Source organism: Streptomyces xiamenensis, assembly GCF_000993785.3.
Taxonomy (GTDB): Bacteria; Actinomycetota; Actinomycetes; order Streptomycetales; family Streptomycetaceae; genus Streptomyces; species Streptomyces xiamenensis.
This window is the reverse complement of the sequence record NZ_CP009922.3, coordinates 2,886,346-2,911,599: the sequence shown is the minus strand read 5'-3', so window position 1 is coordinate 2,911,599 and position 25,254 is coordinate 2,886,346. Positions and strand designations below refer to the sequence as shown.

Genomic DNA, 25,254 nt, shown 5'->3' with positions numbered 1-25,254 from the left:
ACAGGCGTCCACAGAAGCCCCCGAGTTACCCACAGCCGCGTCCACAGAATCCGGCCCTCTTATCAACAGGGCGCGCGGCCCCTCGCTGTGACCCGATTCACCCTCAACGGTGAGTCGGCGCGTTGTGTTGCCGAACAGTGGACAGCCTTGTGGATCACCTGTGGGTAACCTGGCCTCTCCTGTGGATCAAGCGGGTTCGCCTGGGGAAACCCGGGGTGAACACCTGTCCATCCCGGACGTTGTCCACAGCCTGTGGAAGATCGTTATCCACGTTTCCACAGCCGACTGACCTGCGAAGAAGACCGATCACCCGACCCCCTGTGGACACAGATGTGGGCGACGCGCCGTTCCCACAGGGTGTGGACACCCGGGGACCCCCAGTTCTGTGGAAAACCGGCCCGTGTGACCCCGTAATCGAACAGCGCCCCCGGGAGGTCCCAGGGGCGCTGCGAGGTCCTGCGGTGCGTACGGCGGTCGGCTCAGCCGTTTTTGATGCGGTTGGTGAGCTCGGTGACCTGGTTGTAGATGGGCCGGCGCTCGGCCATCAGCACCCGGATCTTGCGGTCGGCGTGCATGACGGTGGTGTGGTCCCGGCCGCCGAAGTGCTGGCCGATCTTGGGCAGCGACAGGTCCGTGAGCTCCCGGCACAGGTACATGGCGATCTGCCGCGCCGTGACCAGCGTGCGGCTGCGGGAGGAGCCCGCCAGGTCCTCCACGCCCAGGCCGAAGTACTCGGCGACGGCGGAGGTGATCGCGTCCGCCGTGATCTCCGGCGTCGACTCCTCGCCGCCGGGGATCAGGTCCTTGAGGACGATCTCGGTGAGCCCGAGGTCCACCGGCTGCCGGTTGAGACTGGCGAAGGCGGTGACCCGGATCAGCGCGCCCTCCAGCTCCCGGATGTTGCGGGAGATCCGGGACGCGATGAACTCCAGGACGGCCGGCGGGGCGTTCAGCTGCTCCTGGACGGCCTTCTTGCGCAGGATCGCGATCCTGGTCTCCAGCTCGGGCGGCTGGACGTCGGTGATCAGGCCCCACTCGAAGCGGTTGCGCAGCCGGTCCTCCAGGGTGATCAGCTGCTTGGGCGGCCGGTCCGAGGAGAGCACGATCTGCTTGTTGGCGTTGTGCAAGGTGTTGAAGGTGTGGAAGAACTCCTCCTGCGTGGACTCCTTGGAGGCCAGGAACTGGATGTCGTCCACCAGCAGGATGTCCATGTCGCGGTAGCGCTTGCGGAACGCGTCCGCCTTGCCGTCGCGGATGGAGTTGATGAACTCGTTGGTGAATTCCTCCGAGCTGACGTAGCGCACCCGGGTGCCCGGGTAGAGGCTGCGCGCGTAGTGCCCGATGGCGTGCAGCAGATGCGTCTTGCCCAGGCCGGACTCACCGTAGATGAACAGCGGGTTGTACGCCTTGGCCGGGGACTCGGCGACGGCGACGGCCGCGGCGTGCGCGAACCGGTTCGAGGCGCCGATGACGAAGGTGTCGAAGAGGTACTTGGGGTTCAGCCGCGCGGTGGGCTCCGCCGGGCCCACTCCGCTGCCGCCGCCGGAGGCGGGCTCGGGCAGCGAGGACCCGGGCCCCTGGCCGCGTCCCTGACCCGGGCCGTGCTGCCCGGAGCCGGGTCCGCTGTTCTGGCCGGGAAGGGCGTCCGGGGGCAGCTGCTGCTGGGGGGTGTGGTCGTAGCCGCGGTAGCCGGAGTCGTAGGCCGGCGGCTCGTGCCGGTTGTAGCGGGCCGGCTGGGCGGGGATCTGCGGATAGCCGTCCGGGCCCGGCCAGCTGCCGGGGGCGCGGCCCCCGCTCGCCGGGCGCGGCGCCTGGGGGTGGTCCGGGTAGGCGGGCCGGGCGGTCGGCAGCTCCTGGTCGTAGCTCTCGTACCCGCCGCGGTTGCCACCGCCGTCGTCGTACCGGCCGCCGTCGTAGCCGCCGTACCCCCCGTCGTACCCGTCGCGGGCCGGCTCGGCGGGGCGGTGCTGCTCGTGGCGGGGCGCGGGCCCCTGGGCGGGCTCCTCCGGGAGGTGCGGTGCCTGGTGCTGCGGTGCGGCGGCCTGGGGCTCGGGCGGCGGGGCGGTGACCGTGATCGCCAGCCCGATGGGCTGCCCGCACTCGCGGCTGAGCGCCTCGCCGATCATCGGCGCCAGCCGGCCCTCCAGCACGCTCTTGGCGTACTCGTTGGAGACACCGAGCAGGGCGGTGCCGGAGACCAGGGCGAGCGGGCGGCAGTCCTGGAGCCAGCGGTGGTCCTTGGACTCCACGCCCTGCCCCTCGGCGAGGATGGCGCTCAGCACCCTGGGCCACACCGCGGCAAGATCTGCAGGTAGGTCAGCCACGGGGCACGCTCTCTCACTCGCTGGGGTGGCGCCGGCTGTGGTCATGAGGTGTGACGCGGAGGCGACCGGGACATAGATGTCGAGTTGAGCCACGTTAGTCAGCGGGGCGCAAGGACATCAAGTCATTGTCCACAGGGTGTGTACAACCGGCCCCGGTCCGGTTTGACCGTACGGCCGTGTCGCACGTACCGTTGCCAGGTCTCATTGTCGACGGCTGCTGCCGCCTGCCTCCGATGGTCCGCCCTTCCCGTGCGAGCGGGAAATCGTTCCGTTGCGAGTCCCTCGTGGGCGCACGGTGGCAGCCTGTCGGCCCGCCGCATCCTGTCTCGGCAGCCTGTGCCGGTACACCGAAAAACTTCTGGAGCCCCCGAGTGAGCAAGCGCACTTTCCAGCCGAACAACCGTCGTCGGGCCAAGACCCACGGCTTCCGGCTGCGCATGCGGACCCGTGCCGGCCGCGCGATCATCACCGCCCGTCGCACCAAGGGCCGCGCTCGGCTGTCGGCCTGAGCCGCCGCCGGATCGACGGGTCCATGCGGTGCTGCCCCCCGAGAACCGGTTGCGGCGGCGTGAGGACTTCGCGACCGCGGTACGCCGTGGTCGCAGGGCCGGTAATCGGCGTCTCGTCGTCCATCTGAGCAGTGGTACGGACCCGCACGCGGGCCGGGAGAGTCCTCTTCCGGCGCGTGCGGGTTTCGTCGTGAGCAAGGCCGTGGGCAACGCCGTGGTACGCAATCGCGTACAGCGGCGCCTGCGGCATCTCATACGGGCCCGGCTGTTCCGGGTGCCCCCCGGTAGCCTGGTCGTTGTCCGGGCCCTGCCCGGCGCGGGCACCGCCGACAACGATCAGCTGGCCCGGGATCTCGATGCCGCGCTGGAGCGGCTGCTGGGAGGGGTACGTCAGTGAAGTACCCGCTGTTGCTGCTGATCAAGCTGTATCAGTGGACCATCTCCCCGCTGCTCGGGCCGGTCTGTCGTTACTATCCGTCGTGCTCCCATTACGGATACACAGCGGTCGGCCGGCACGGCGCGATCAAGGGATCCGTGTTGACCGCATGGCGCATCCTGCGGTGCAACCCCTGGTCTCCCGGGGGTGTGGACCACGTGCCGCCGCGTAAGCGTCCCGTCTGGCATCGGCGTCTGCGTGATCGCTGGCGGCACCGGACTCTCCCCCAGATCCCATCCGGGGGCGCCTCTCACAATGCCCAAGGAGTCTGACTCGTGGACACGATCAACTCGATCCTCAGTCCCCTTTATTACGCAGTGTCGTGGATCGTCATCCGGTTCCACGATCTGTACAGCCTGGTCTTCAACGAGGACAGCGGGTGGGCCTGGGGCCTGTCGATCGTGTCCCTGGTGGTCGTGATCCGGATCGCCCTGATCCCGCTGTTCTTCAAGCAGATCAAGTCGACGCGCAACATGCAGGCGCTCCAGCCGAAGATGAAGAAGATCCAGGAGCGCTACAAGAACGACAAGCAGCGGCAGTCCGAGGAGATGATGAAGCTGTACCGGGAAACCGGTACGAATCCGCTCTCCAGCTGTCTGCCGATCCTGGCGCAGTCGCCGTTCTTCATCGCGCTCTTCCAGGTCCTCAACCACATCGCGAACAACGACAAGGTCGGCGTGCTCACCCAGGAGCAGGTCACCAGCGCGCGTGAGGCCACGATCTTCGGCGCCCCGATCGCGGCCCGCTTCCTGGACAGCGCCGACAAGCTCGCCGAGCTGGGCGCCTCCCTGGTGGACGTCCGGGTGGTCACGGTCATCATGATCGTGCTGATGTCGGCCTCGCAGTTCTTCACCCAGCGCCAGCTGATGACGAAGAACGTGGACCTGACGGTCAAGACGCCGTTCATGAATCAGCAGAAGATGCTGATGTACATCTTCCCGATCATGTTCGCCGTCTTCGGCATCAACTTCCCGGTGGGTGTGCTGATCTACTGGCTGACCACCAACGTGTGGACGCTCGGCCAGCAGATGTACGTCATCACGCGCAACCCCACCCCGGGCAGCATCGCCTTCCAGCAGCGCCAGGAGCGGCTGAAGAAGAAGGGCAAGCTGAAGGAGGACCCGGCCGTGGCGGAGGCCAAGAAGGCCGCCGAGACGGCGCGGGGCACCCGTACTCAGCCCAAGCGGCAGAGCAAGTCGCAGCGGCAGTCCGGTGGCACCCATCCGCAGGGCAAGCCGGAGAGCGGCCAGCCCGCCGCCCAGCAGCCGGAGAAGCCCGAGCGGGCTCAGCCGAAGCAGCAGGGCAAGCAGCGGCCCAAGAAGGCGCAGCCGGGTAAGCCCAAGTCCCCCAACAGCAAGAAGTGATGAAGGAGTCCCCCGTGACGGACACCACCTCGACCGCCGCTGAGGGCACCGACGCCCTGACCCGCCTGGAGCAGGAGGGCGAGATCGCGGCCGACTACCTCGAGGGGCTGCTGGACATCGCCGACCTCGACGGTGACATCGACATGGATGTCGAGGCGGACCGTGCCGCGGTGTCGGTGATCTCCGAGGGCACCTCGCGTGATCTCCAGAAGCTGGTCGGCCGCGACGGTGAGGTCCTGGAGGCGCTCCAGGAGCTGACCCGGCTCGCGGTCCTGCGGGAGACCGGTGAGCGCAGCCGGCTGATGCTGGACATCGCCGGGTTCCGGGCGCAGAAGCGGGAGAAGCTGACCGCGCTGGCCCAGGAGGCCGTGGAGCAGGTCAAGGAGTCGGGCGAGTCGGTGAAGCTCAGCCCGATGACACCGTTCGAGCGCAAGGTCGTGCACGACGCGGTCGCGGCGGCCGGTCTGAGCAGTGAGTCGGAGGGCGAGGAACCGCAGCGCCGCGTGGTCGTCCTGCCGTGAGCGGGGACGCGACACCCGGGCCGTCGCCGGACGCCGAGCTGTCACCGCCGCCGGCGGTGGCCGCGGAGGTGTTCGGCGACCGGCTGCCGGACGCGGTGCGCTATGCGGAACTGCTGGCCGACACCGGGGTACGGCGAGGGCTGATCGGCCCCCGCGAAGTGCCCCGGCTGTGGGAGCGGCACCTGCTGAACTGTGCCGTGCTCTCCGAGGTCGTACCCGAGGGCGTGACGGTCTGCGATGTCGGTTCGGGTGCCGGGCTGCCCGGCATTCCGCTGGCGCTGGTGCGGCCGGACCTGGAGATCACGCTGCTGGAGCCGCTGCTGCGGCGCACCAACTTCCTCCAGGAGGTCGTGGAGCTCCTGGGTCTGGACCATGTGACCGTGGTCAGGGGCCGGGCGGAGGAGGTGCTGGGCAGCTTCACCCCGGTGCACGTGGTCACGGCACGGGCGGTGGCCCCGCTGGACCGGCTGGCCGGCTGGGGCGTTCCGTTGCTGCGTCCGTACGGCGAGATGCTCGCCATCAAGGGCGACACGGCCGAGCAGGAACTGAAAGCGGCCCGGGCGGCGCTCGGGAAGCTGGGGGTCGTGGAGACCTCGGTGCTTCAGGTGGGCGAGGGTCTGGTGGATCCGCTGTCCACGGTGGTGCGGGTCGAGGTCGGGGAGAGCCCGGGTGGGGTGCGCTTCGCGGCGAAGCGGGCCAAGGCGTCGCGCTCGCAGCGCGGGAGCCGGGACGGCTGGCCGAGCCGGGGGAACCGCAGCGGACGCCGGGGGCGCTGAGCCGGATTTCCCGGTGCGGCACCACCGAACCAGGCAAAAGAGCTGAATATATCCCGGGCGCGGAGTGTCGCCCGGCCGTGAGCGGCGTGGCGTGGGCATCGTGTTTCACGTGAAACGCCGCTCACTGCTGAACGGAATCCTCAGCCGTGGTCGCGCGGCCGCCGGGCCACGCGACCGTAAGTCGTCGTCGGCCTCCAAAAGGGTGACCGACGTATCCACACCCCCCGAGTTGTCCACACGTAACCGGGCCTCGCTGGTTCACAACCCCCGAGACATGGCAGGCTTTGACTCCACGGAGCCTTCGCATGTCGAGGAGAGTGAACCATTGCGGTCCGACGCCAATATCGCTGGGCAGACGGCCGATCCCGTCCCCGGACCCCGGTCCGAGCCGGTGGATGCGCCGGGCGGTGCCGTTGACATCGCCCACAGCGCGCCCGCGGCGGCCGATGCCCCGGTGGGGCGGGCGGCGCAGCAGACGGTCGCGGCCATGTACCGGGCAGGCGGCGGCCTTCCCCGTCCGGACCGTACCCGCATCATGATCGTCGCCAATCAGAAGGGCGGCGTCGGCAAGACCACCACCACGGTGAACCTGGCGGCCTCCCTGGCACTGCACGGGGCCCGGGTGCTGGTCATCGACCTCGACCCCCAGGGCAACGCCAGTACGGCGCTGGGCATCGACCACCACGCCGAGGTCCCCTCCATCTATGACGTGCTGATCGACAGCCGCCCGCTGTCCGAAGTGGTGCAGCCCGTCCGGGACATCGAGGGACTGTTCTGTGCTCCTGCCACCATCGACCTGGCCGGTGCCGAGATCGAGCTGGTGTCCGTGGTGGCCCGTGAGAGCCGCCTCCAGCGCGCCATCAGCGCCTATGAACAGCCGCTGGACTACATCTTCGTGGACTGCCCGCCCTCACTGGGGCTGCTGACGGTCAACGCGATGGTGGCCGGCGCCGAGGTGGTCATCCCGATCCAGTGCGAGTACTACGCGCTGGAGGGCCTGGGCCAGTTGCTGCGCAACGTGGAGCTGGTGCGCGGCCACCTCAACCCCGATCTCCATGTCTCGACCATCCTGTTGACGATGTACGACGGCCGGACCCGGCTGGCGTCACAGGTGGCGGAGGAGGTGCGCGGCCACTTCGGCAAGGAGGTGCTGCGCACCAACATCCCGCGGTCGGTGCGGATCTCGGAGGCGCCCAGCTATGGGCAGACGGTCCTCACGTACGACCCGGGTTCCAGTGGCTCGCTGTCCTATCTGGAGGCGGCCCGGGAGATTGCCCTGCGGGGCCCCATTCCACGGCAGCATGAGGGGAATCATCAGTGAGCGAACGACGCAGGGGTCTGGGGCGCGGGCTGGGTGCGCTGATTCCGGCGGCGCCGAGCGGCCCGGAGACCACCACGCCGACGGTGGAGCAGGGTGGCACCACCTCGCCCAGCGCGGTGCCGGTGCTGACCCCCGAGCGGGGGACCGCCGCGGCCAAGGTGGTCTCGCCGCCGGAGCCGGAGGTGTACGGCGAGGTTCCCGGGCCCGCTCCGGAGCCGGACCTGCCGCGTGTTCAGGAGGCCGGTACGGTGGCGGGCGCGCACTTCGCGGAGCTGCCCCTGGACGCCATCACTCCCAACCCCCGGCAGCCGCGTGAGGTCTTCGACGAGGACGCCCTCGCGGAACTGGTCACCTCCATCAAGGAGGTGGGTCTGCTTCAGCCGGTGGTGGTCCGGCAGCTCGGCGCGGAGCGCTATGAGCTGATCATGGGCGAGCGCCGGTGGCGGGCGTGCCGGGACGCGGGCCTGGAGGCGATCCCCGCGATCGTCCGGGCGACCGAGGACGACAAGCTGCTGCTGGACGCCCTCCTGGAGAACCTGCACCGGGCGCAGCTGAACCCGCTGGAGGAGGCGGCGGCGTACGACCAGTTGCTGCGGGACTTCAAGTGCACCCACGACGAGTTGGCGGACCGGATCGGGCGGTCGCGCCCGCAGGTGTCCAACACGCTGCGACTGCTGCGGCTTTCGCCGCGGGTGCAGCGGCGGGTGGCGGCGGGCGTGCTGTCGGCCGGTCACGCGCGGGCGCTGCTGTCGGTGGACGACTCCGAGGAGCAGGACAAGCTGGCGCGGCGCATCGTTGCCGAGGGTCTGTCGGTGCGTGCGGTCGAGGAGATCGTCAGTGTGCAGGCGGCAGCGGCCAAGAGCGGTGGCCGGCACCGTAAGCCCCGGGCGGGCAAGCTGATCTCGCCGGCGCTGGACGGCCTGGCCGGCCGGCTGTCGGACCGCTTCGAGACCCGGGTGAAGGTGGACCTGGGGCAGAAGAAGGGCAAGATCGTGGTGGAGTTCGCCTCCATGGACGATCTGGAACGCATCCTCGGTCAGCTGGCCCCGGGCGAGGGCCGGGTCCTGGAGCAGCAGTTGCAGGGCGAGGACTCCGAGGACGAGTAAGCACACGGCTCGTTCCATGCGGAAGGCCCGCTGTTTCACGTGAAACAGCGGGCCTTCCGCATGAGCGCGTGGCGCCCGGTTCGGCGGGGTGATGTCAGCCGATGTAGTCGACCAGGTCACGCTCCAGCGCGGCCTTGGGCTTGGCGCCCACGATGGTCTTGGCGACCTCGCCGCCCTGGTAGACGTTCATGGTGGGGATGGAGAGAATCCCGTACCGGGCGGCGATGGCGGGGTTCTCGTCGATGTTGACCTTGGCGATGGTGAGCTTCTCCGCGTTCTCGGCGGCGATGGCCTCCAGGGCGGGCGCCACCTGGCGGCAGGGGCCGCACCACTCGGCCCAGAAGTCGACCAGAACCGGCTTGTCGCTCTGCAGGACCTTCTCGTCGAAGTCGGCCTCGGTCACGGTGATGGTGGCCTTTGCGCCGGACTTGGCATCCGCCATGGTGGTTCTCCTTCGGATTGCGAGGGTGTGGGGTGGGAGGGCGCCTCCGGGCGGGAGGCGGGTGAGGTCAGGCCTGAAGGGCTTCGGCAGCCTCGGAGTGGCTGAGGGCCGCCAGGTAGCGTTCGGCGTCCAGGGCTGCGGAGCAGCCGGTACCGGCGGCGGTGATGGCCTGGCGGTAGGTGTGGTCGACCACGTCGCCGGCGGCGAAGACACCGGGGATGTTGGTACGGGTCGAGGGGGCGTCGACCTTGAGGTAGCCCTCCTGGTCCAGGTCGAGGACACCCTTGAACAGTTCCACCCGGGGGTCGTGACCGATGGCCACGAACAGGCCGGTGGCCGGGAGGTCCGAGAGCTCACCCGTGGTGGTGGAGCGGATCTTCAGGCCGGAGAGCTTGCCGTCGCCCTGGATCTCGGCGACCTCGCTGTCCCACAGGAAGGTGATCTTGGGGTCGGCGAAGGCACGCTCCTGCATGGCCTTGGAGGCGCGCAGGGTGTCCCGCCGGTGCACGACGGTGACGGTGCTGGCGAACCGGGACAGGAAGGTGGCCTCCTCCAGCGCGGTGTCACCGCCGCCGATCACGGCGATGTGCTGGTCGCGGAAGAAGAAGCCGTCACAGGTGGCGCAGTAGGAGACACCGCGACCGGACAGCTCGTCCTCGTTCGGCAGGCCGAGCTTGCGGTGCTGGGAGCCGGTGGCGACGATGACCGCCTTGGCCTGGTGGACGGTGCCGGCGGTGTCGGTGACCGTCTTGATGTCCCCGGAGAGGTCCACGGCGACGATGTCGTCCGGGATCAGTTCCGCGCCGAACCGCTCGGCCTGGGCTCGCATGCCGTCCATCAGGTCCGGGCCCATGATCCCGTCCTGGAAGCCGGGAAAGTTCTCCACCTCGGTGGTGTTCATCAGTGCGCCGCCCGCGGTCACCGCGCCTTCGAAGACCAGCGGCTTGAGGGAGGCACGGGCGGTATAGAGCGCGGCGGTGTAGCCCGCGGGTCCGGAGCCGATGATGATCACGTTTCGGACGTCGCTCACGGAATTCTTCCTTGTCTCGGGGCACTCACCCAGGGCCCCGGATGGGGTCCACAGTCCAGTAACAGATCCTAGGGTCCCAGACATTCCCGGCGGTCAGCCGCCCCCGAAGGGGTGGTGCGAGGGGTTACCGGTCGAGCGGGTAGCTCTCCTTGGCCAGGACTTCGCCCTCGACCGGCGGGGAGGCGCTCACACAGTCGGCGTCCACCACGTAGGCGTCCACCCGGAGCGGGTCCACGGAGTGCGGCAGCAGGACGAGATAGGCGTCGTTGCCCTCGTAGCGGTCCGGCTCCACCGCCAGCGGGTCCTCGGTGCGGCCGATCGCCGACTCGACACAGGAGGGGATGGGGGCAGAGGCCGCTCCGAAGCTGTCGTTGCCGCCGGGCTCCGCCGCCTCGGTGGTCTCCGGGACGGGCACGCCGGACTCCCGATCGGACTCCTCGGCGAGCGCGCCGGCTTCGCCGGACTCAAGAATGTCGGCGTACTGCGGTACATCCGCCTCTGCCAGCAGTTCACGCACCTGATGCTCCAGCGGATCCTCGGCGCCGTCGGCGGCTGCCTCCGTGGCCGACTCGTCCGTGGCACCGGTACCGCCGAGGTTGAGTCCTTGCACCACGATGGTGCCCAGGCCGAGGGCCACCACCGTGCCGACGGCAGCCAGCGCCAGCCGGGGCCAGCGTCCTGTTTCACGTGAAACGAGGGCGCGGAACCGGCGGCCGCCGACGGGCGTCGTGGCAGCCTCGGCCGCCAGCGCGGCGTCGATCCGGGCCGCGACATCGGGCGGCATCTCCGGAGCTGCCATCTGGGCCAGTTCCTGGCGCAGTAGCTGGAGTTCCTGCTGAACCTGTCGGCACTCCTGGCAGTCGGCCAGATGCGCCCGCAGCCGGCGTGCCTCTGCGGCCGGGTGCAGATCGTCGTCAAGAGCCGCGATATCAGCGGGCTCGGGATGCATATCAGTCATGTGCGTCCGCCTCCACCCCGCACGGCCCCATTCTCTCCGGTATCTCTCGGAGGTGGGACGGATGTACCTGGTGTCCGGTTCCTGCCCGCTCGGCCCGGTGAGGAGTCGTCCTCGGATTCGCGGGGATGGAGATGACTGACGAGCGGCAGCAACCGGGCGCGGGCCCGGGCGCAGCGGCTCTTGATGGTGCCGACCGGGATGTTGAGGATGGCTGCGGCTTCGGCCACCGGATAGCCCTGCATGTCGACCAGGACCAGGGCGGCGCGCTGTTCCGGGGGCAGGACCTCCAGTGCCGTGCGCAGCTGACGGCGCAGGTCCTGGCGCTCGGCGGGCGCGGCGGCGGACTCGTGGGGTTCGAGCAGGGTCTCCAGCCGCTGTGGCTCCGGCACGGGCGTGGCGCGGCGGGTCTTGGCCTTGCGGAGCCGGTCGAGACAGGCGTTGACGGTGATCCGGTGCAGCCAGGTGGTGACGGCGGACTGGCCGCGGAAGGTGTGGGCGGCCCGGTAGGCGGAGACCAGCGCGTCCTGGACGGCGTCAGCGGCCTCCTCGCGGTCGCCGAGGGTGCGGATGGCGACGGCCCACAGGCGGTCGCGGTGACGGCGGACCAACTCGGTGAAGGCGTCCGGGTCACCAGCGGCGTGCTGGGCCAGGAGCTCCTTGTCGGTGGGGCCGTCCGGCGGTGCGGAGGTGGAGGGAACGCGTCGCGTGCGCCTGCTCACGGCGGATCCTCCCCTTCTGTTGTGCTGGTGCGCTGGTCTGACGGGTGCGGGCCGGCCCGCTGATCAGCCGGAGACGGTGATCTCGCTGACCCGGCCGCGGTAGTTGCCGTCGCTTCCCTGCGGCAGGTCCGTCAGCCAGACCAGAACGAACCGGGTGGTGACGGGCTCCTCGGCGGTGAGGGTGTGTGACTCGCCGCCCCCCTGGGCCAGCAGTTGGAAGTCTGCCAGGCTCGTGGGCCGGGTGGTGACATCGGGCCCCGCCACCCGGAACTCCAGCTGGGTGGCACCGATGGTGCTCACCGTGAGGGTGTCCACCGTCTTCGGCTCCCCCAGATCGAGGATGAGGCCGAGCCCTTCCTTGAGATTGCCGAACTTCGAGTACCCGTAGAAGTTGCTGGTGTGCCAGAACGTCTCGGGGTCTCCGTCGAAGGCGTTGGGCACCGCCTCGGGGTTCTGTGAACCGCCCGGCTTGGCCGGGTCGAACTCGACGGCTTCCTGGATCGCGTGCACCTGCGGGTCGGAGACTTCCTCCTCCGCGACGGGCGGATCGCTCTTGGCGGGCGGGTCGGCCGGGGTGTCGCCCTTGATCAGCGCGTCGGCCAGCTGCCAGCTGCCCAGGGCGAGCGCGGCGATCAGCAGCGCGGAGACACCCCACTTGAGGGCGGCCCCGGTACGGCCGGGCAGGGTGGGCGGCACGGGCGGCGCCGGGGCGGTGTGCGGCAGCGGCGCGCCCTGAGGGCTGCCGGCCCCCAGCGGGCCGCGCTGGTACGTGGTGCGCTGGTATCCCGCGAGATCGACCGGCGGCGGCTCGGGAGCGGGGATGCGCGGCAGGGCCGCGATCGCCCGGGAGAGCTCCTCCGGGGTGGTGCAGGGCTGCAGCTGGCTGGTGGCGGTGGCCCCGTTGTTGACCATGGCGCGCATGGCGAGCTCGGACAGGCCGCGGTGCACCCCCGCCCGTACCTGCTCGGGTGTGGCCAGGGACTCCCGCGAGCTTTTGCTCAGGCCCGCTACGCCATTCAGGCCATAGCCGCCGTCGCCGTACGGCCAGCGCTGGGTCAGGGCGGCGTACAGCAGCGCACCGATGGCCTCGGTGTCGGTGCGCTGGGGGTGCTCGGAGGTGATGCCGCGCAGGGCGGCGTCCACGGCCAGGCCGCGGATCCTGAACTGGCCGGGGCCGGTCCGCAGGACCGTGGCGGGGGTGAGCCGCAGATGAGGCAGTCCCTCGCGGTGGGCCGCGGCCATGGCCTGGGAGATCTGGCTGACGAGCGCGTACGCCTCGTGGGCGTCCAGCGGGCCGCTCTGCAGCACGGTACTCAGCGGGGTGGCGTCGGGAAGCCACTCGTGGATCACGTGGACGACATCGTTCTCCTCGACGGCGTCCAGGACCTGGACGAAACGGGGGTCGCCCAGCAGCGCGGAGGAACGGGCGGCGGAGATCACGGAGGCGGCGCGGTCGTGGTCGGCGGGCAGGACATGCACACCCACCGCCCGGCGCAGCTTCTCGTCGACGGCCCGCCAGCTGCTGAAGCCGTCCAGCCGGGTGATGCACTCCTCCAGCCGGTACCGCTTGGCGAGTCTGTGGCCGCTGTGCGGATCGGCGGCGCGGGAGGGCGCCGGGGGTGTGCTGGGCGTCGCTGTTCCGGCGCTCTCCGCCTGCTCCGCGTCCCGCTGCGAACGCTGCGGAGGGCTGGTCGCCGTGCTCCGTTCCGCCACCGTTGAATCCGCCTCCCCGTGTTGGCTGCCGCTGGTGACACTGCCAGATTCATTGTGCCGGTAGTCCGTCACCCTGCACGACATGTGAGTGCGGCCAGGGGTTGTACAGCGCGTGGCCGGCTCGTTCCCGACGAGGGGCGCTCCCACCGGTTTTCGGCCGGTGGGAGCGCGATTGGTCAGCGGCCGAGTCGGGAGCGGACCATGCCGACCATGGCGGTCAGTTCCTCGACCCGCATCCGGCGCGCGGTGAGGTAGAAGACCGCCAGCAGCACCGCTCCGCCGCCGGCCAGGGCGGCGAGGGAGCCGATGGTGCCGTGGCCGAGGGCGCCGGTGATGGCGTAGCCGGCGCCGCCGCCGAGCAGCGCGGCGGGGATGCTGGCCCCGGCGAGCCTGATGTAGGTGCGGACCACGCGGGCGCCGTCCAGGTCGGTGCCCATCCGGGCACGCAGTCGGCGCCAGGCGACGGAGACGCCCAGACCGTAGGCGATTCCGTAACTGAACGCGATGCCCGCCACGACCCAGCGGTCGGGAAGAGTGACGAAGGACACGGCGGACAGCACGATCCAGGCGGCCGAGACGATCACCGTGTTGTAGAAGGGGGTGCGGGTGTCCTCGTAGGCGTAAAAGGCGCGCAGCACCACGTACTGGGCGGAGAAGGGGATCAGGCCCAGGCCGAAGGCCATCAGGATGTAGCCGAAGGACCGGGCTCCCTCGTCGCCGGCGGAGCCGAACAGCAGGGTGCACATGGGGATGCCGAGGGCGACGAAGGCGAAGCCGATCGGCACGATCGCCACCGCCGAGGTGCGCAGACCGTGCGAGAGGTCGTCCCGTACGGCCGCGGTGTCGCCGTCGGCCGCGGAGCGGGAGATGCGGGGGAGCAGCGCTGCCATGACCGAGACCGTGATGATGGCCTGCGGCATCTGCCAGATCAGCAGGGCGCTGTTGTACGCGATGAAGCCGGTACCGGGGAATCCGGCGCGTTCGGCGTTGTCACCGGCCCAGGTGGCGAACTGGGTGATGACCACCAGGCCGGCCTGGTTGGCGAAGACGAACAGCACGGTCCACTTGGCGAGCTTGGCCGCCTTCCCCATGCCGTGGCCGCGCCAGTCGAAGCGGAGCCGCATGCGGAAGCCAGCGGCGCGCAGGTACGGGATCATCGACAGGGCCTGGACCACGAGCCCGAGCAGGGTGCCGATACCGAGCAGCCGGACGCCTTCGGGCGTGATGGTGGTGACGCCGAGCTCGGAGCTGCGCTGGGTGCCGTAGACCCACAGGAACATGCCGAAGGTGAAGATCACCACGATGTTGTTGAGGACCGGGGTCCACATCATCGGTCCGAAGGAGCCGCGGGCGTTGAGGATCTGGCCCATGACCACGTGGACGCCCATGAAGAAGATCGTGGGCAGGAAGTAGCGGGCGAAGGTGACGGCCACCTCGTTGGCGGCCGGGTCGTCCGCGATCTTGGCGGACATCATGCGGACGAGCAGTGGTGCGGCCAGTACGGCCGCGATGACCAGGCCGCCCAGGACGACCATGACGAGGGTGAGCAGCCGGTTGGCGTAGGCGTCGCCGCCGTCGTCGTCGTTCTTCATGGCCCGGACCAGCTGGGGCACGAAGACGGAGTTGAGGCCGCCGCCGATGGTGAGGATGTAGATCATCGAGGGCAGGGCCCAGGCCACGGTGTAGGTGTCACCGAGGACGGCGGCGCCGAGTGCGGCCACCAGGACCAGCTGGCGTACGAAGCCGGTGAGCCGGGAGACCAGGGTGCCGGCGGCCATGATGGCGCTGGAGCGCAGTATTCCGGCGGCCTTGCCGCCGCGCTTGGGCGCGGGTGCCGGCTCCGCAGCGGGGGCGGGCGGGGGCGGCGGTGGCTGCTGGGCGGCGGGCGCGGGAGCCAGCGTGCCGGCTCCCGGTGCCGGCTGGGCCGGGTAACCGCCGCCGGGGCCCTGGGCGGGGCCGGGCCCGGCCGGGCTCTGCTGGTCGCGGAAGAGGTGCGCGAAGGCATCCTGCTGGGGCTGCTGGGGCGTGCCGGACCAGCCCTGTGGGTCGCGCGGGGCGTAGGGCTGCTGGTACTGCGGCTGCTGATAGGGGTGCTGCTGGTGGTGGTAGGGGCCCGCGGGATACGGGTCGGCTTGCGGGTCGCCGTCCCCCGGATCCCGGCCGTCTTCACGGTCGTACGGCGCTTGCATCGCTACCCCACCTCTGGTTCCCGGCCGGAGTCCGGCTCACTCGCTTCGATCCACCCTCTCACCATCGGGAGGGGTGCTGGTGCCGTCGTCGCCGGTGTCGGCACCGCTCTCACCCGAGGGCGCGGGCTCGGTGGCCGCTCCCTGCTCGGGCGCGGTGTCGGCGTCGGCGGGCCGGGCGGCGCGCTTGCGCTTGGTGTACATACGGACCCCGGCCAGGACCACCAGCAGCAGGCCGCCGGCGATCACCATCAGCACGGCGGAGGTGATGGAGGTGACCTGGGCCTGGAAGCGCATCGGCGTGCCGTACGGCTTGCCGTCCGCCGTGTACAGCTGCGCTTCCAGATAGGTGAGGCCGTTGGCGCGGGCGGTGGTGGAGAACTTCACCGAGGCGCTGTGGCCGCCGTTGACCGTGACCTGCTGGGCGTCGCCGACGTCCAGACCGATCTTGCGGCTGGAGGTCAGCCGCAGCTCCAGGTTCTGCACCCCCTGGACCAGGTTGTTCTGCACCGAGATGGGGATGGTGGCGCTGCGTCCGGACAGGGTGATCTTGGTCTTCTGGATCAGGTGCACGCGCTCGGTGAGGCCGGTCAGATCGCTCTGCACGGTGGCGCGGTACTGGGCGGCCTCGGTGGCGTGGCCGCGCCAGGAGACGGACATCTCACGGCGGATGGCGTTGCCGAAGGGCGTGGTGACCCGGCCGGGGCGGGTCAGGATGACCTGGAAGTCGTCCAGGGTGCGCTGGGTCTCGCGCATCTCCTGGAAGGCGCTGGTGGGCAGCTCCTGGTCGCGCAGCCGCTCGGGGTAGGCGCCGCTGCCCGGGACCTGCCGGTTGGCGCCGGGGTCGGGCTGGGCGTCGGCGGCCTCGGCCAGCCCGGTGAAGGTGATCCACTCCGGGTGCGCGGTGAGAGCGGTGATCGCGCCGGCCATCGCCTGGGCCTGGTCGGCGGTCGGGGTGCGCTGCGGGGCGAGCAGCAGGCTGCGGTCACGGCCCGGGTCCTGCTGGGCGATGGTCTGGGCCTGGCCCAGCAGCTGCTGGCGCGCGGTGACGGCGTTGGCCGGCAGGCTCATGTCGGCCTCGAAGAGGCGGGAGAGCGTGCTGTCGGCGACCAGCGCGGTGGTGCCGCCACCGATCGGACGGGCGGCGGTCTCGGTGTACCCGAGGGAGTCGCCGGGGCGCAGGCTGTCGCTGCGGCTGATGATGTGGTGGGCCCCGGCAGAGGTGGCCACCGAGACGATGTCCGGGTCGATGGCGCCCTCGACGGGCCAGGCGAAGTCGGTGCTGGGCTGGACGCCCAGGACGGTCTCCACCGTGAGGGCGGAGACCTCGGTGGCGGTGCGCAGCTGGCCCAGGGCGCCGGGGACATCCTTGCCGCGGTGGGCGAGCGAGGCGAGATCGGGGTCGCCGAAGGGCAGCGCGATCACGTCCTGGTCCCGCACGGCGTCATCGAGGGCGGCGAGCCAGCTGCGGGCGGCCTCCTGGCCGGTACCGGGCTGGAGACCGTCCGGGGTGTGGATGCGGTAGTCCTCGGTCATGGCGTCCACCGAGGCGAGCAGGTCGGCGTCGATGACCCAGGTGACGGGGAGGTCGGCGCCGAGCGTCACCATCTCGTGCAGCCGGCCGCCGGGGGAGATGTCGGTGAGCAGGGAGTTGTCGCGGAAGGCCGGGGTCTGCTCCTCGTCGGCGTCGGTCTCGGCCGTGAGGTGGGTGGAGGAGATCAGCGGCCACAGCACGGTCAGCTGGGTGCTGGAGCCCGCGTCGCCCGACCCTTCCTGCCAGGGCAGCAGGCTGCGGCCCACGCCGAGGATCTGGTCCCAGGACTCGGCCTCGGTCTGGCCGGTCAGGGTGACCGCCAGCTGGTAGACGCCGTTCGCGCCGAGGTCGAGATCGGCGACCGGCAGCTGGAGGTCGAAGGTGGCGGACATGCCCGGGGCGATGGTGCCGATGTCCTGACCGTGCTCGTTGACCAGCCGGCCGTCCAGCGCGGAGTCGAAGCCGGTCCGCGCCAGCGCCTCGCTCAGACCCTCCCGGGAGTCCAGGAGAGTGCCGGTGCGGGGAGCCAGCCGACTGCCGGTGATGGCGGAGTCGCCCTCATTGGTGATGGTGCCGCGCAGGGTGAGGGTGTCGCCCTGCGCCGGGACATCGGGGGTGATCTCGGTGAGGGAGATGCTGGCGGTGCGCTGGCCGCTGCCGACGTCCTGGGCTGGTGCGGCCTGCGGCGCCTGGCTCACGGCGGTGACCAGGGGGAGCACGACCAGCAGACTGAGCAGCGAGGCCAGGATCAGCTGGGCACGGCGCAGAGCGGGGCCCCGGCTCCGGTCCGGGTGGGCACGGGAGATCATCGCCGGCACCTCTGTCACGCGATTGCCCCGTTCCCTCGTCCCAGAACCCGCACTCATGGTAACGATGCCTGACGGGGCTCCGTGCCGGGGAGCGGGCCGGGGAAGCGGCGGTTCGGTGAGGGTGGGCCACGTACCCTGTGATGTTGTGCCGAACGACAGGAAAGACACCCACGCCCCGCAGTCCCTCCCCGTGCTGAGCCAGGTGCAGCAGCAGGCCGTGAGTGAGTTGTTGCGGGTCTCCCCCATCGCCGATGATCTCGCCAGGCGGTTCGAGGCAGCGGGCTTCTCACTGGCCCTGGTGGGCGGCTCGGTGCGCGACGCGCTGCTGGGGCGGCTGGGCAACGATCTCGACTTCACCACGGATGCCAGGCCGCAGGACGTGCTGCGCATCGTGCGGCCCTGGGCGGACGCGGTGTGGGAGGTGGGGATCGCCTTCGGCACGGTCGGCTGTCGCAAGCGGGCCCCTGAAGCGGGGCAAAACGCCTCGGGCGATGGTCATCGTGACTATCAGCTGGAGATCACCACCTATCGGTCGGAGGCGTACGACCGGGACTCCCGCAAGCCGGAGGTCGCCTACGGGGATTCCCTGGAGGAAGACCTGCTGCGCCGGGACTTCACCATCAACGCGATGGCGGTGGCGCTGCCGCGCAAGGAGTTCATCGACCCGCACCACGGCCTGGAGGACCTGGCCCGCAGGGTGCTGCGTACCCCCGGGACCCCGGAGGCGTCGTTCTCCGACGATCCGCTGCGGATGCTGCGGGCCGCCCGGTTCGCCGCCCAGCTGGACTTCCAGGTGGCCGACGAGGTGCGCGCCGCGATGACGGCGATGGCGGACCGTATCGCCATCGTCTCCGCCGAGCGGATCCGGGACGAGCTGAACAAGCTGGTGCTGGCGGACCGCCCGCGCCGGGGACTGACCCTGCTGGTGGACACCGGGCTCGCCCGCCATGTGCTGCCGGAGCTGCCGGCGCTGCGGCTGGAGCGGGACGAACACCACCGGCACAAGGATGTCTACGAGCACAGTCTGACGGTGCTGGAGCAGGCCATCGCGCTGGAGACCGAGGGCCCCGATCTGACGCTGCGGCTCGCGGCGCTGCTGCACGACATCGGCAAGCCGAAGACGCGACGCTTCGAGAAGGACGGCCGCGTCTCCTTCCACCACCACGAGATGGTCGGTGCCAAGCTGACCAAGGCTCGCATGATCAAGCTGAAGTACCCCAATGAGCTGGTGAAGGACGTCTCCCGGCTGGTGGAGCTGCATCTGCGCTTCCACGGCTACGGCACGGGCGAGTGGACCGATTCCGCGGTGCGTCGCTATGTACGGGACGCCGGCCCGCTGCTGGACCGGCTGCACAAGCTGACCCGCTCGGACTGCACCACCCGGAACAAGCGGAAGGCGCTGGCACTCTCCCAGTCCTACGACGGACTGGAGCTGCGGATCTCCCAGCTTCAGGAGCAGGAGGAACTGGACGCGATCCGTCCGGACCTCAACGGCAACGAGATCATGAAGATCCTGGACATCGGCCCGGGGCCCGAGATCGGTGAGGCCTACCGCCACCTCCTGGAACTGCGCCTGGAGCACGGCCCGATGGAGCACGAGGCGGCCGTGGCCGCACTCAAGGAATGGTGGGCGTCTCGGGGCTGACGGGCGGCAGCGGCGGTGTTTCACGTGAAACAGTGCCGCGATGCAGCCGGAAGATGAGGGCCGCGGTGATGGCGAAGAGGGCGGACACCAGCAACAGCAGTTGTGCGGAGCGTCCGTCGGGCGGGAGCATCAGCGCGGCCAGCCCGGCGGAGCTGACGAAGGCGATGTTGAACAGCATGTCGTAGAGGGCGAAGATCCGGCCCCGGTAGACATCGTCGATCGAGGACTGCACCACGGTGTCCGTGACGATCTTCGCGCCCTGCGAGGTCAGCCCGAGCACGAACGCGGCGATCAGCATGGGCACCGGGTGGAAGGGCAGCCCGAGGGGAGGCAGCAGTACGGCGGCGGTGGCGGCGCAGAGGGAGAACCAGCCCAGCCGTCCCCACCGCGCCACCGCGCCGGGTGTCAGCACAGCGGCGGCGAAGAAGCCGGCGCCGGTGCTGCCGACCGCGAGTCCGAGCAGCGTCATGCCGTTGCCATTGCCGTCGTTGCCCCAGGAGTTGCGGGCCAGCATCAGCAGCATCACCAGCAGCGCGCCGTAGCCGAAACGCATCAGCACCACTCCGGCCAGAGCCCAGGACGCCAGTCGGCGCTGGGTGAGATGCCGCAGCCCGGCGGCCAGTCCCCGCGCGGTGGAGGCGACCGCGGCCACCACCCGCGGCTGAATCTCAGCCGGGTTCGGCCCCAGCAGATCCCGGCCCATCCGCAGGGCGGCGACGCCGGCGGCGCCGTAGATCAGCGAAGCCGCGATCAGCGCCAGCGCGTCCTCACTGACGGCGGTGTGGGTGAGTACCTGGGTCACCAGGGTCACCCCGCCGCCCACCGTGGCGGCAAGGGTGCCAGCGGTCGGGGACAGCGCGTTGGCGACCACCAGACGGTCCGGATCCACCACCCGTGGCAGCGAAGCGGAGAGTCCGGCCAGGATGAAGCGGTTGACCCCGGTCACCGAGAGCGCCGAGAGATAGAAGAGCCAGTTGGGCACGCCGTGGATCACCAGGGCACAGGTGACGGCCGCCATCACCGACCGCAGCAGATTCCCGTAGAGCAGCACCTGGCGCCGGCGCCAGCGGTCCAGCAGGACACCGGCGAACGGGCCGAGGAGTGAGTAGGGCAGCAGCAGGACGGCCATGGCCGCCGCGATATCGCCCGGGGTGGTCTGCTGCTCGGGGGAGAAGACCACATAGGTGGCCAGCCCGACCTGGAAGGCGCCATCGGAGAACTGGGAGAGCAGCCGGACGGTCAGCAGCCGCCGGAAGTTGGGGAAGCGCCACAGCGTCCGGAGATCGGTGACGACAGTCACGCGTTCCGCCCTTCATGTTTCACGTGAAACGCCCCAGTCGATGGCGGAGGGCCGGCGGCGCAGGGTGAAGACATCGGGCGCACCGTCCAGGACACCTCCTCCTGGGTCGTCGGACCCACCGCGGCGGATCACATCATGATCGGGCCGTAGCGCATCGCGAACGATCATCACACAGAGATAGAGCGTGCCCAAGAGATGTGCTGCGATGGCCAGCTGGTAGCCGCCCACTGGAAGCCCCTCATTGCCGTCGCCGGTGATGTACGCGAGATACATCCAGATGCCGAAGAAGTAGAGCACCTCACCGGCCTGCCAGATGAGGAAGTCCCGCCAGCGGGGGCGGGCCAGAGCAGCGAGGGGGATCAGCCAGAGCACGTACTGCGGTGAGTAGACCTTGTTGGTGAGGATGAAGACGGCGACGACGAGGAAGGCCAACTGCGCCAGCCGGGGCCGGCGCGGCGCCCGGAGAGCCAGCAGCGCGATCCCGGCGAAGCCGAGCAGCGTCAGCACCGTGGCGTAGGTATTGACCGAGTCCAGCGGGAAGTCGGTGCGCTGGGCGAGGATGAGCCAGAACGAACCGAAGTCGACGGGCCGCTCCTCGCTGAAGGCGTAGAAGGTCGCCCAGCCCTCCCAGGCCAGCAGCATCACCGGACCGTTCACCACCAGCCAGGCCCCGGCGGCGCTCAGCAGCGTGGTCGCGAACTCCCGCAGGCGCCCGGCCCGCCAGCACAGCAGGAACAAGGGGCCGAGCAGCAGCAGCGGATAGAGCTTGGCGGCGGTGGCGAGCCCCAGGAGCACCCCGGTGGCGAGCGGCCTGCCGCGCGACCACATCAACAGCGCCCCGCACAGGAGCGCCCCGGCCAGCAGGTCCCAGTTGATGGTGGCGGTCAGCGCCAGCGCGGGGGCGAGCGCCACCAGCAGCCCGTCCCAGGGCCGGTCCCGGTGGATGCGGCTGACACAGCCCGCGATGACCGCCGCACAGATCAGCAGCATCCCCGCATTCACGAGCCAGTACAGCTGTGCGGGCGCCGGGGTGGTGATGGCGGCCGGGGTGAGCCAGGCGGCGACCTCCATGAACAGCCCGGTGAGTACCGGGTATTCGAGGAAGTTTTTGTCAGGGGAAAGGGTGTCGGGGATGCGGTCGAAGTAGGGGATGAGCCCGTCCGCGAAGCCCCGCCCGTAGTAGAGGTGCGGGATGTCCGAGTAGCACGCCTGGGTGTACTGGGCGGTGGGCCCGCCGACCCAGCTGTCCGTGTAGCAGGGCAGCTTCTGCACCATGCCGAGGGCGAACATCCCGATCATCACGAGCACGATGACCCGGGCCGGGTTCCACCATCCCCGCCCCGGGGCGACCCGCTTCCCCGCGGGCCCCCCGATCAGCTCACTGCCGGCGGCGGCCACCTCATCATGCGTGGTGGGCCGTACGGGCACGGGTGGGGTGGTCGGTGCCATGCCCACAATCCTGCCGTACGACCCACCAGGGTCAGCCGATGACTCGGCTAGCTGTCGGAACCGCTAACCGGTTCCTCCGCTCCACCAGCCTGAGGCTCCGCTGTCGGAATCCCCGCTGGAGTCGGTTTCTCCGGAGCCCGCGTCCGCTCCGGCGTCCGCTCCCGCGTCCGCTCCGGAGTCGGTGCCGCTGCCGCCCTCGATATTGCCGGCGTTGCCCCCGCCCGGGAGGCCGTTCCCTCCGCTGTCGCCGCCCTGGGAGCTGCCACCGCTGGCGCAGTTCTGGTCTCCGGGCTGACAGGAGTCGGTCGGGTCCGGGTCCGGGTCGGCCGGCGGGTCGGGCTCCGGGTCGGTCTCCGGCTCCTCGCTCTCGTCGACCTCGGGCTCGTCCTGCTCCTCGGTCTCCTCGACCGGCGGCGGGTCGGGCAGCTCGGGCTCGGTGCCGATGCCGCGGTACTCCTCGCCGACCTTGCCGGGCTTGGGGAAGTCCTCGACGGGGTCGTTCTTGGTGGCTTCCTTCATGAAGCCGAGCCAGATGTCGGCGGGGAGCGACCCACCCGTGATCTTCTCCATCCCGGCGGTGCCGCGCATGGAGAGGAACTTGCGGTCCGCGGGGTCGATGTCCTCGGAGTCCGGGAAGCGCCACATGCCGATCGCCGTGGAGAGCTGCTTCGTGTAGCCGACGAACCAGGCGCTGTTGTTGCCGTCCGTGGTGCCCGTCTTGGCGGCGACGGGTCGCCCGAGCGCCTGTACCTTCCGGCCACTGCCCTGTTCACCGGTCACCACATTGACCAGCACATCGGTGACGTTGTCGGCGATGTTGGCTTCGAAGTGCCGTTCGGGCTTCGTCTCGTGTTCGTAGACGGACACGCCTTCGCGCTCCGCGTGGGTCACGAAGTACGGGTCGGCCTGCTCGCCGCTGGCCGCGAAGGTGGCGTACGCGGTGGCCATCCGGATCGGGCCCGGGGTGGAGACACCGAGGGCGAAGGAGGGAACGCTGTCGTCCGCCGGGCCCAGGGTGCTTTCCAGCAGCCCCGCGTCCATGGCGGCCTCTTTGACCTTGGCCGGGCCGACGTCCATGCCCAACTGGACGAAGGGGGAGTTGGAGGAGATCTCCATCGCGCGGCGAATGGTGATGTCTCCCTCTTCACCGGCCTCGAAGTTCGGCTGATGCCATTCCTTGTCCTCGCCCGTCTCGGGGTCCTCGCCGTACCAGATCTCCCCGTCGTAGTTGCGGATCAGCAGATTGTTCTCGCTGGAGTAGACGCTCTCCGGCGAGATCGGGGTGCGGTCCTTGTCCGGCTGATCGGCCGGCTTCTGCGGATCCCGCACGCCGTCGCGCATCGCCGCCGCCAGGACGAAGGGCTTGAAGGTCGAACCGACCTGGGCCCCTGCGTTGTTGGCGTTGTTCAGGTAGTGCTCGACCGCGTTGTGCCCGCCGTAGATGGCGACCACCGCACCGTCACCGGGGACCACCGCCGCGCCGCCGAACTGGACGTGCTCGTCCTCCTCGCGGTTCTCCGGGTCCAGATTGTCGTCGATGACCTGCTGGACCGCCTCCTCCATCTGGCGCACCATCTCCTGGTTGAAGGTGGTGTGGATGGAGTAGCCGCCCATGGCGAGCTTGTCCGCGTCGACGTCGATGTCGTCGTTGTTGATCAGGTAGTTGTCGGCCAGTTCCTTGAGGTAGCCGATCTGGCCGGCCAGGTTGGTGGCCGGCTTGAGCTCCTGCGGCATCGGGAACTCGGTGTACTCGTCGCGTTCCGACTTGTCCATGTTGCCGACCGCGACCCGGCGGTCCAGGACCGTCACCCACTGGTTGGTGGCCCGCTCGATGTTGGCGGGGGCGCGCTCGGCGCCGCCAAGACCGCCCGAGGTGTCGTAGAGGTCGGCGCCCTTCAGCAGGGTCGTGAGGTAGGCACACTCATTGGCGTTGAGGTCCTTGGCGTCCTTGTCGTAGTACGCCCGGGCCGCCGCCTGGATGCCGTAGGCCCCCCGGCCGAAGTACGCGGTGTTGAGGTACCCGGCCATGATCTCTTCTTTGGGTACGTCGGAGGACACCTTGACCGAGATCAGCAGTTCCTTGAACTTACGGCTCAGCGTCTGGCTCTGGTCCAGGTACATGTTCTTCACGTACTGCTGGGTGATGGTCGAGCCGGACTGGGTGTCCCCGCCCTGGGCCATGTTCACCACGGCGCGGGCGATGCCCTTGAGGTCGACGCCGGGGTCCTCCCAGAACGTCGCGTTCTCCGCGGCGACCACCGAGTCCACCATGTCGGTGGGGATCTCGGTGAACGGGATGATCTGCCGGTTGTAGTCACCGCCGCCCGCGACGACCATCTCCGTGCCGTCGTCCCAGTAGTAGACGTTCTTCTGGCTCTCGGCGGCCCTGTTCGGGTCCGGGATGTCGACCATCGCGTACGCCAGGCCGACCAGACCGACCAGCATGCCCATGAAGATGATCGCCGAGCCCAGGACCTGCTTCCAGGAGGGCAGCCAGCGGCGCGCGCCCGTGTGCTGGGCGCGCGGGTAGTCGATGAATCGCTTTTTCGGGGGGGGCTCCGGCCGACGCCTGGCGGCGCGGCGGCCCGCGCCTTCGGCCGCGTTCGCGGCTGCCTCGCGCCGATGCCCGCTCCCGCCGCTCTCCTCGCGCGGCGGCGGCGGCGCGGCCCGGCGGCCGGAAGGCGCCGCGGCGCGGCGGCCGCGCGATTGCGGCGGCTTGCGACGGTGCTCGCTCATGGACAGCTACTCCTCGGACAGACGTGAGACGTCTGCTGCGGCAATGACGTGTGGTGTCTTGCAGTCCCCCCGTTGTGCGCGGCCCGGCCAATGGCCTGGACGCACGTCACCGTGAACGAGGACGCTGAATTCGGCCCCAGGGTTCCCGGACAGTGATCCGCACACGGGGTTCAGGGTACGCAGCCCCAAAGGCCAATTTTCCTGGCATAACAGCCACTTCGGTCATTTAACTTTCAGTGAAGCGAAGATGTGATCCCCTTCACCAGGACCCCTCTTGCAGCACCTCTCGGGCCGTTCTATCGTGGCGATGTATCGGGCCGATACATCGACCCAATACATCGCATGAGCGATACAGACCGTTCAGACACAGCACGAC

20 protein-coding genes are annotated in these 25,254 nt (G+C 69.9%); 9 read left to right on the top strand and 11 right to left on the bottom strand.

Features of this window, described 5'->3' with window-relative positions; all coding sequences use genetic code 11:
• Positions 1-479: 479 nt before the first annotated feature.
• Positions 480-2,324 (bottom strand): chromosomal replication initiator protein DnaA, encoded by a 1,845-nt coding sequence (dnaA, locus tag SXIM_RS13285; RefSeq protein ID WP_046724110.1) that lies wholly within the window; start codon positions 2,322-2,324, stop codon positions 480-482.
• A 371-nt stretch (positions 2,325-2,695) separates the two neighbouring features.
• Between dnaA and rpmH the strand changes: the two genes are divergently transcribed.
• The 8 genes from rpmH to SXIM_RS13245 all read left to right on the top strand — a co-directional run bounded on the left by rpmH (position 2,696) and on the right by SXIM_RS13245 (position 8,357).
• Entirely contained in the window at positions 2,696-2,833 is a 138-nt protein-coding gene (rpmH, locus tag SXIM_RS13280; RefSeq protein ID WP_078635495.1) for a 50S ribosomal protein L34, read from the top strand.
• 28 nt (positions 2,834-2,861) lie between these two features.
• Positions 2,862-3,230 carry a ribonuclease P protein component gene (gene rnpA / locus SXIM_RS13275; RefSeq protein ID WP_030732583.1) on the top strand — a complete coding sequence of 123 codons (369 nt, stop codon included), beginning with the start codon at positions 2,862-2,864 and terminating at the stop codon, positions 3,228-3,230.
• Complete coding sequence (gene yidD, locus SXIM_RS13270; RefSeq protein ID WP_078635493.1) at positions 3,227-3,541, top strand: membrane protein insertion efficiency factor YidD; 315 nt, start codon at positions 3,227-3,229, stop codon at positions 3,539-3,541. The genes rnpA and yidD overlap by 4 nt, the downstream gene beginning before the upstream one ends.
• Before the next feature lie 12 nt (positions 3,542-3,553).
• Positions 3,554-4,633 carry a membrane protein insertase YidC gene (yidC, locus tag SXIM_RS13265; protein ID WP_043177646.1) on the top strand — a complete coding sequence of 360 codons (1,080 nt, stop codon included), beginning with the start codon at positions 3,554-3,556 and terminating at the stop codon, positions 4,631-4,633.
• Positions 4,633-5,154 carry a Jag family protein gene (locus SXIM_RS13260; protein ID WP_375879571.1) on the top strand — a complete coding sequence of 174 codons (522 nt, stop codon included), beginning with the start codon at positions 4,633-4,635 and terminating at the stop codon, positions 5,152-5,154. Before yidC ends, SXIM_RS13260 begins: the two co-directional genes overlap by 1 nt.
• Entirely contained in the window at positions 5,151-5,930 is a 780-nt protein-coding gene (rsmG, locus tag SXIM_RS13255) for a 16S rRNA (guanine(527)-N(7))-methyltransferase RsmG (protein ID WP_078846909.1), read from the top strand. The genes SXIM_RS13260 and rsmG overlap by 4 nt, the downstream gene beginning before the upstream one ends.
• A gap of 274 nt (positions 5,931-6,204) precedes the next feature.
• Complete coding sequence (locus SXIM_RS13250) at positions 6,205-7,251, top strand: ParA family protein (protein WP_078635491.1); 1,047 nt, start codon at positions 6,205-6,207, stop codon at positions 7,249-7,251.
• The gene (locus SXIM_RS13245; protein WP_046724108.1) at positions 7,248-8,357 is read left to right on the top strand and encodes a ParB/RepB/Spo0J family partition protein; all 1,110 of its coding nucleotides are present in this window, start codon (positions 7,248-7,250) and stop codon (positions 8,355-8,357) included. The genes SXIM_RS13250 and SXIM_RS13245 overlap by 4 nt, the downstream gene beginning before the upstream one ends.
• A 94-nt stretch (positions 8,358-8,451) precedes the next feature.
• Here the strand turns inward: SXIM_RS13245 and trxA are convergent, their stop codons facing one another.
• The 7 genes from trxA to SXIM_RS13210 all read right to left on the bottom strand — a co-directional run bounded on the left by trxA (position 8,452) and on the right by SXIM_RS13210 (position 17,748).
• Positions 8,452-8,799, bottom strand: coding sequence for a thioredoxin (gene trxA, locus SXIM_RS13240; RefSeq protein ID WP_046724106.1), 348 nt, complete (start codon positions 8,797-8,799; stop codon positions 8,452-8,454).
• Positions 8,800-8,866: 67 nt separating this feature from the next.
• Positions 8,867-9,829, bottom strand: a complete 963-nt coding sequence (trxB, locus tag SXIM_RS13235; protein ID WP_030732560.1) for a thioredoxin-disulfide reductase — start codon at positions 9,827-9,829, stop codon at positions 8,867-8,869.
• Positions 9,830-9,953: 124 nt separating this feature from the next.
• A complete protein-coding gene (locus SXIM_RS13230; RefSeq protein ID WP_148236108.1) occupies positions 9,954-10,787 on the bottom strand; it encodes a zf-HC2 domain-containing protein in 834 nt (277 codons plus the stop codon).
• Complete coding sequence (gene sigM / locus SXIM_RS13225) at positions 10,784-11,506, bottom strand: RNA polymerase sigma factor SigM (RefSeq protein WP_030732556.1); 723 nt, start codon at positions 11,504-11,506, stop codon at positions 10,784-10,786. The genes SXIM_RS13230 and sigM overlap by 4 nt, the downstream gene beginning before the upstream one ends.
• A 63-nt stretch (positions 11,507-11,569) precedes the next feature.
• Entirely contained in the window at positions 11,570-13,219 is a 1,650-nt protein-coding gene (locus SXIM_RS13220) for a protein kinase family protein (RefSeq protein ID WP_043177559.1), read from the bottom strand.
• A 176-nt stretch (positions 13,220-13,395) separates the two neighbouring features.
• Entirely contained in the window at positions 13,396-15,408 is a 2,013-nt protein-coding gene (murJ, locus tag SXIM_RS13215) for a murein biosynthesis integral membrane protein MurJ (protein ID WP_046724103.1), read from the bottom strand.
• Between the two features lie 36 nt (positions 15,409-15,444).
• A complete protein-coding gene (locus SXIM_RS13210) occupies positions 15,445-17,748 on the bottom strand; it encodes a DUF6049 family protein (protein WP_053116185.1) in 2,304 nt (767 codons plus the stop codon).
• Between the two features lie 64 nt (positions 17,749-17,812).
• On the opposite strand from SXIM_RS13210, the gene SXIM_RS13205 reads away from it, so the two are divergent.
• Positions 17,813-19,393 carry a CCA tRNA nucleotidyltransferase gene (locus SXIM_RS13205; protein WP_425473461.1) on the top strand — a complete coding sequence of 527 codons (1,581 nt, stop codon included), beginning with the start codon at positions 17,813-17,815 and terminating at the stop codon, positions 19,391-19,393.
• Here SXIM_RS13205 and SXIM_RS13200 read toward each other — a convergent pair.
• From SXIM_RS13200 to SXIM_RS13190, 3 genes are all read right to left on the bottom strand, one after another.
• On the bottom strand, positions 19,365-20,693 hold the full coding sequence (locus SXIM_RS13200; RefSeq protein ID WP_046724100.1) for an MFS transporter: 1,329 nt from the start codon (positions 20,691-20,693) through the stop codon (positions 19,365-19,367). The genes SXIM_RS13205 and SXIM_RS13200 overlap by 29 nt on opposite strands.
• Positions 20,694-20,705: 12 nt before the next feature.
• Positions 20,706-22,142, bottom strand: a complete 1,437-nt coding sequence (locus SXIM_RS13195) for a glycosyltransferase family 87 protein (protein WP_030732544.1) — start codon at positions 22,140-22,142, stop codon at positions 20,706-20,708.
• 63 nt (positions 22,143-22,205) lie between these two features.
• Positions 22,206-24,878 carry a transglycosylase domain-containing protein gene (locus SXIM_RS13190; protein WP_046724098.1) on the bottom strand — a complete coding sequence of 891 codons (2,673 nt, stop codon included), beginning with the start codon at positions 24,876-24,878 and terminating at the stop codon, positions 22,206-22,208.
• Positions 24,879-25,254: the final 376 nt, after the last annotated feature.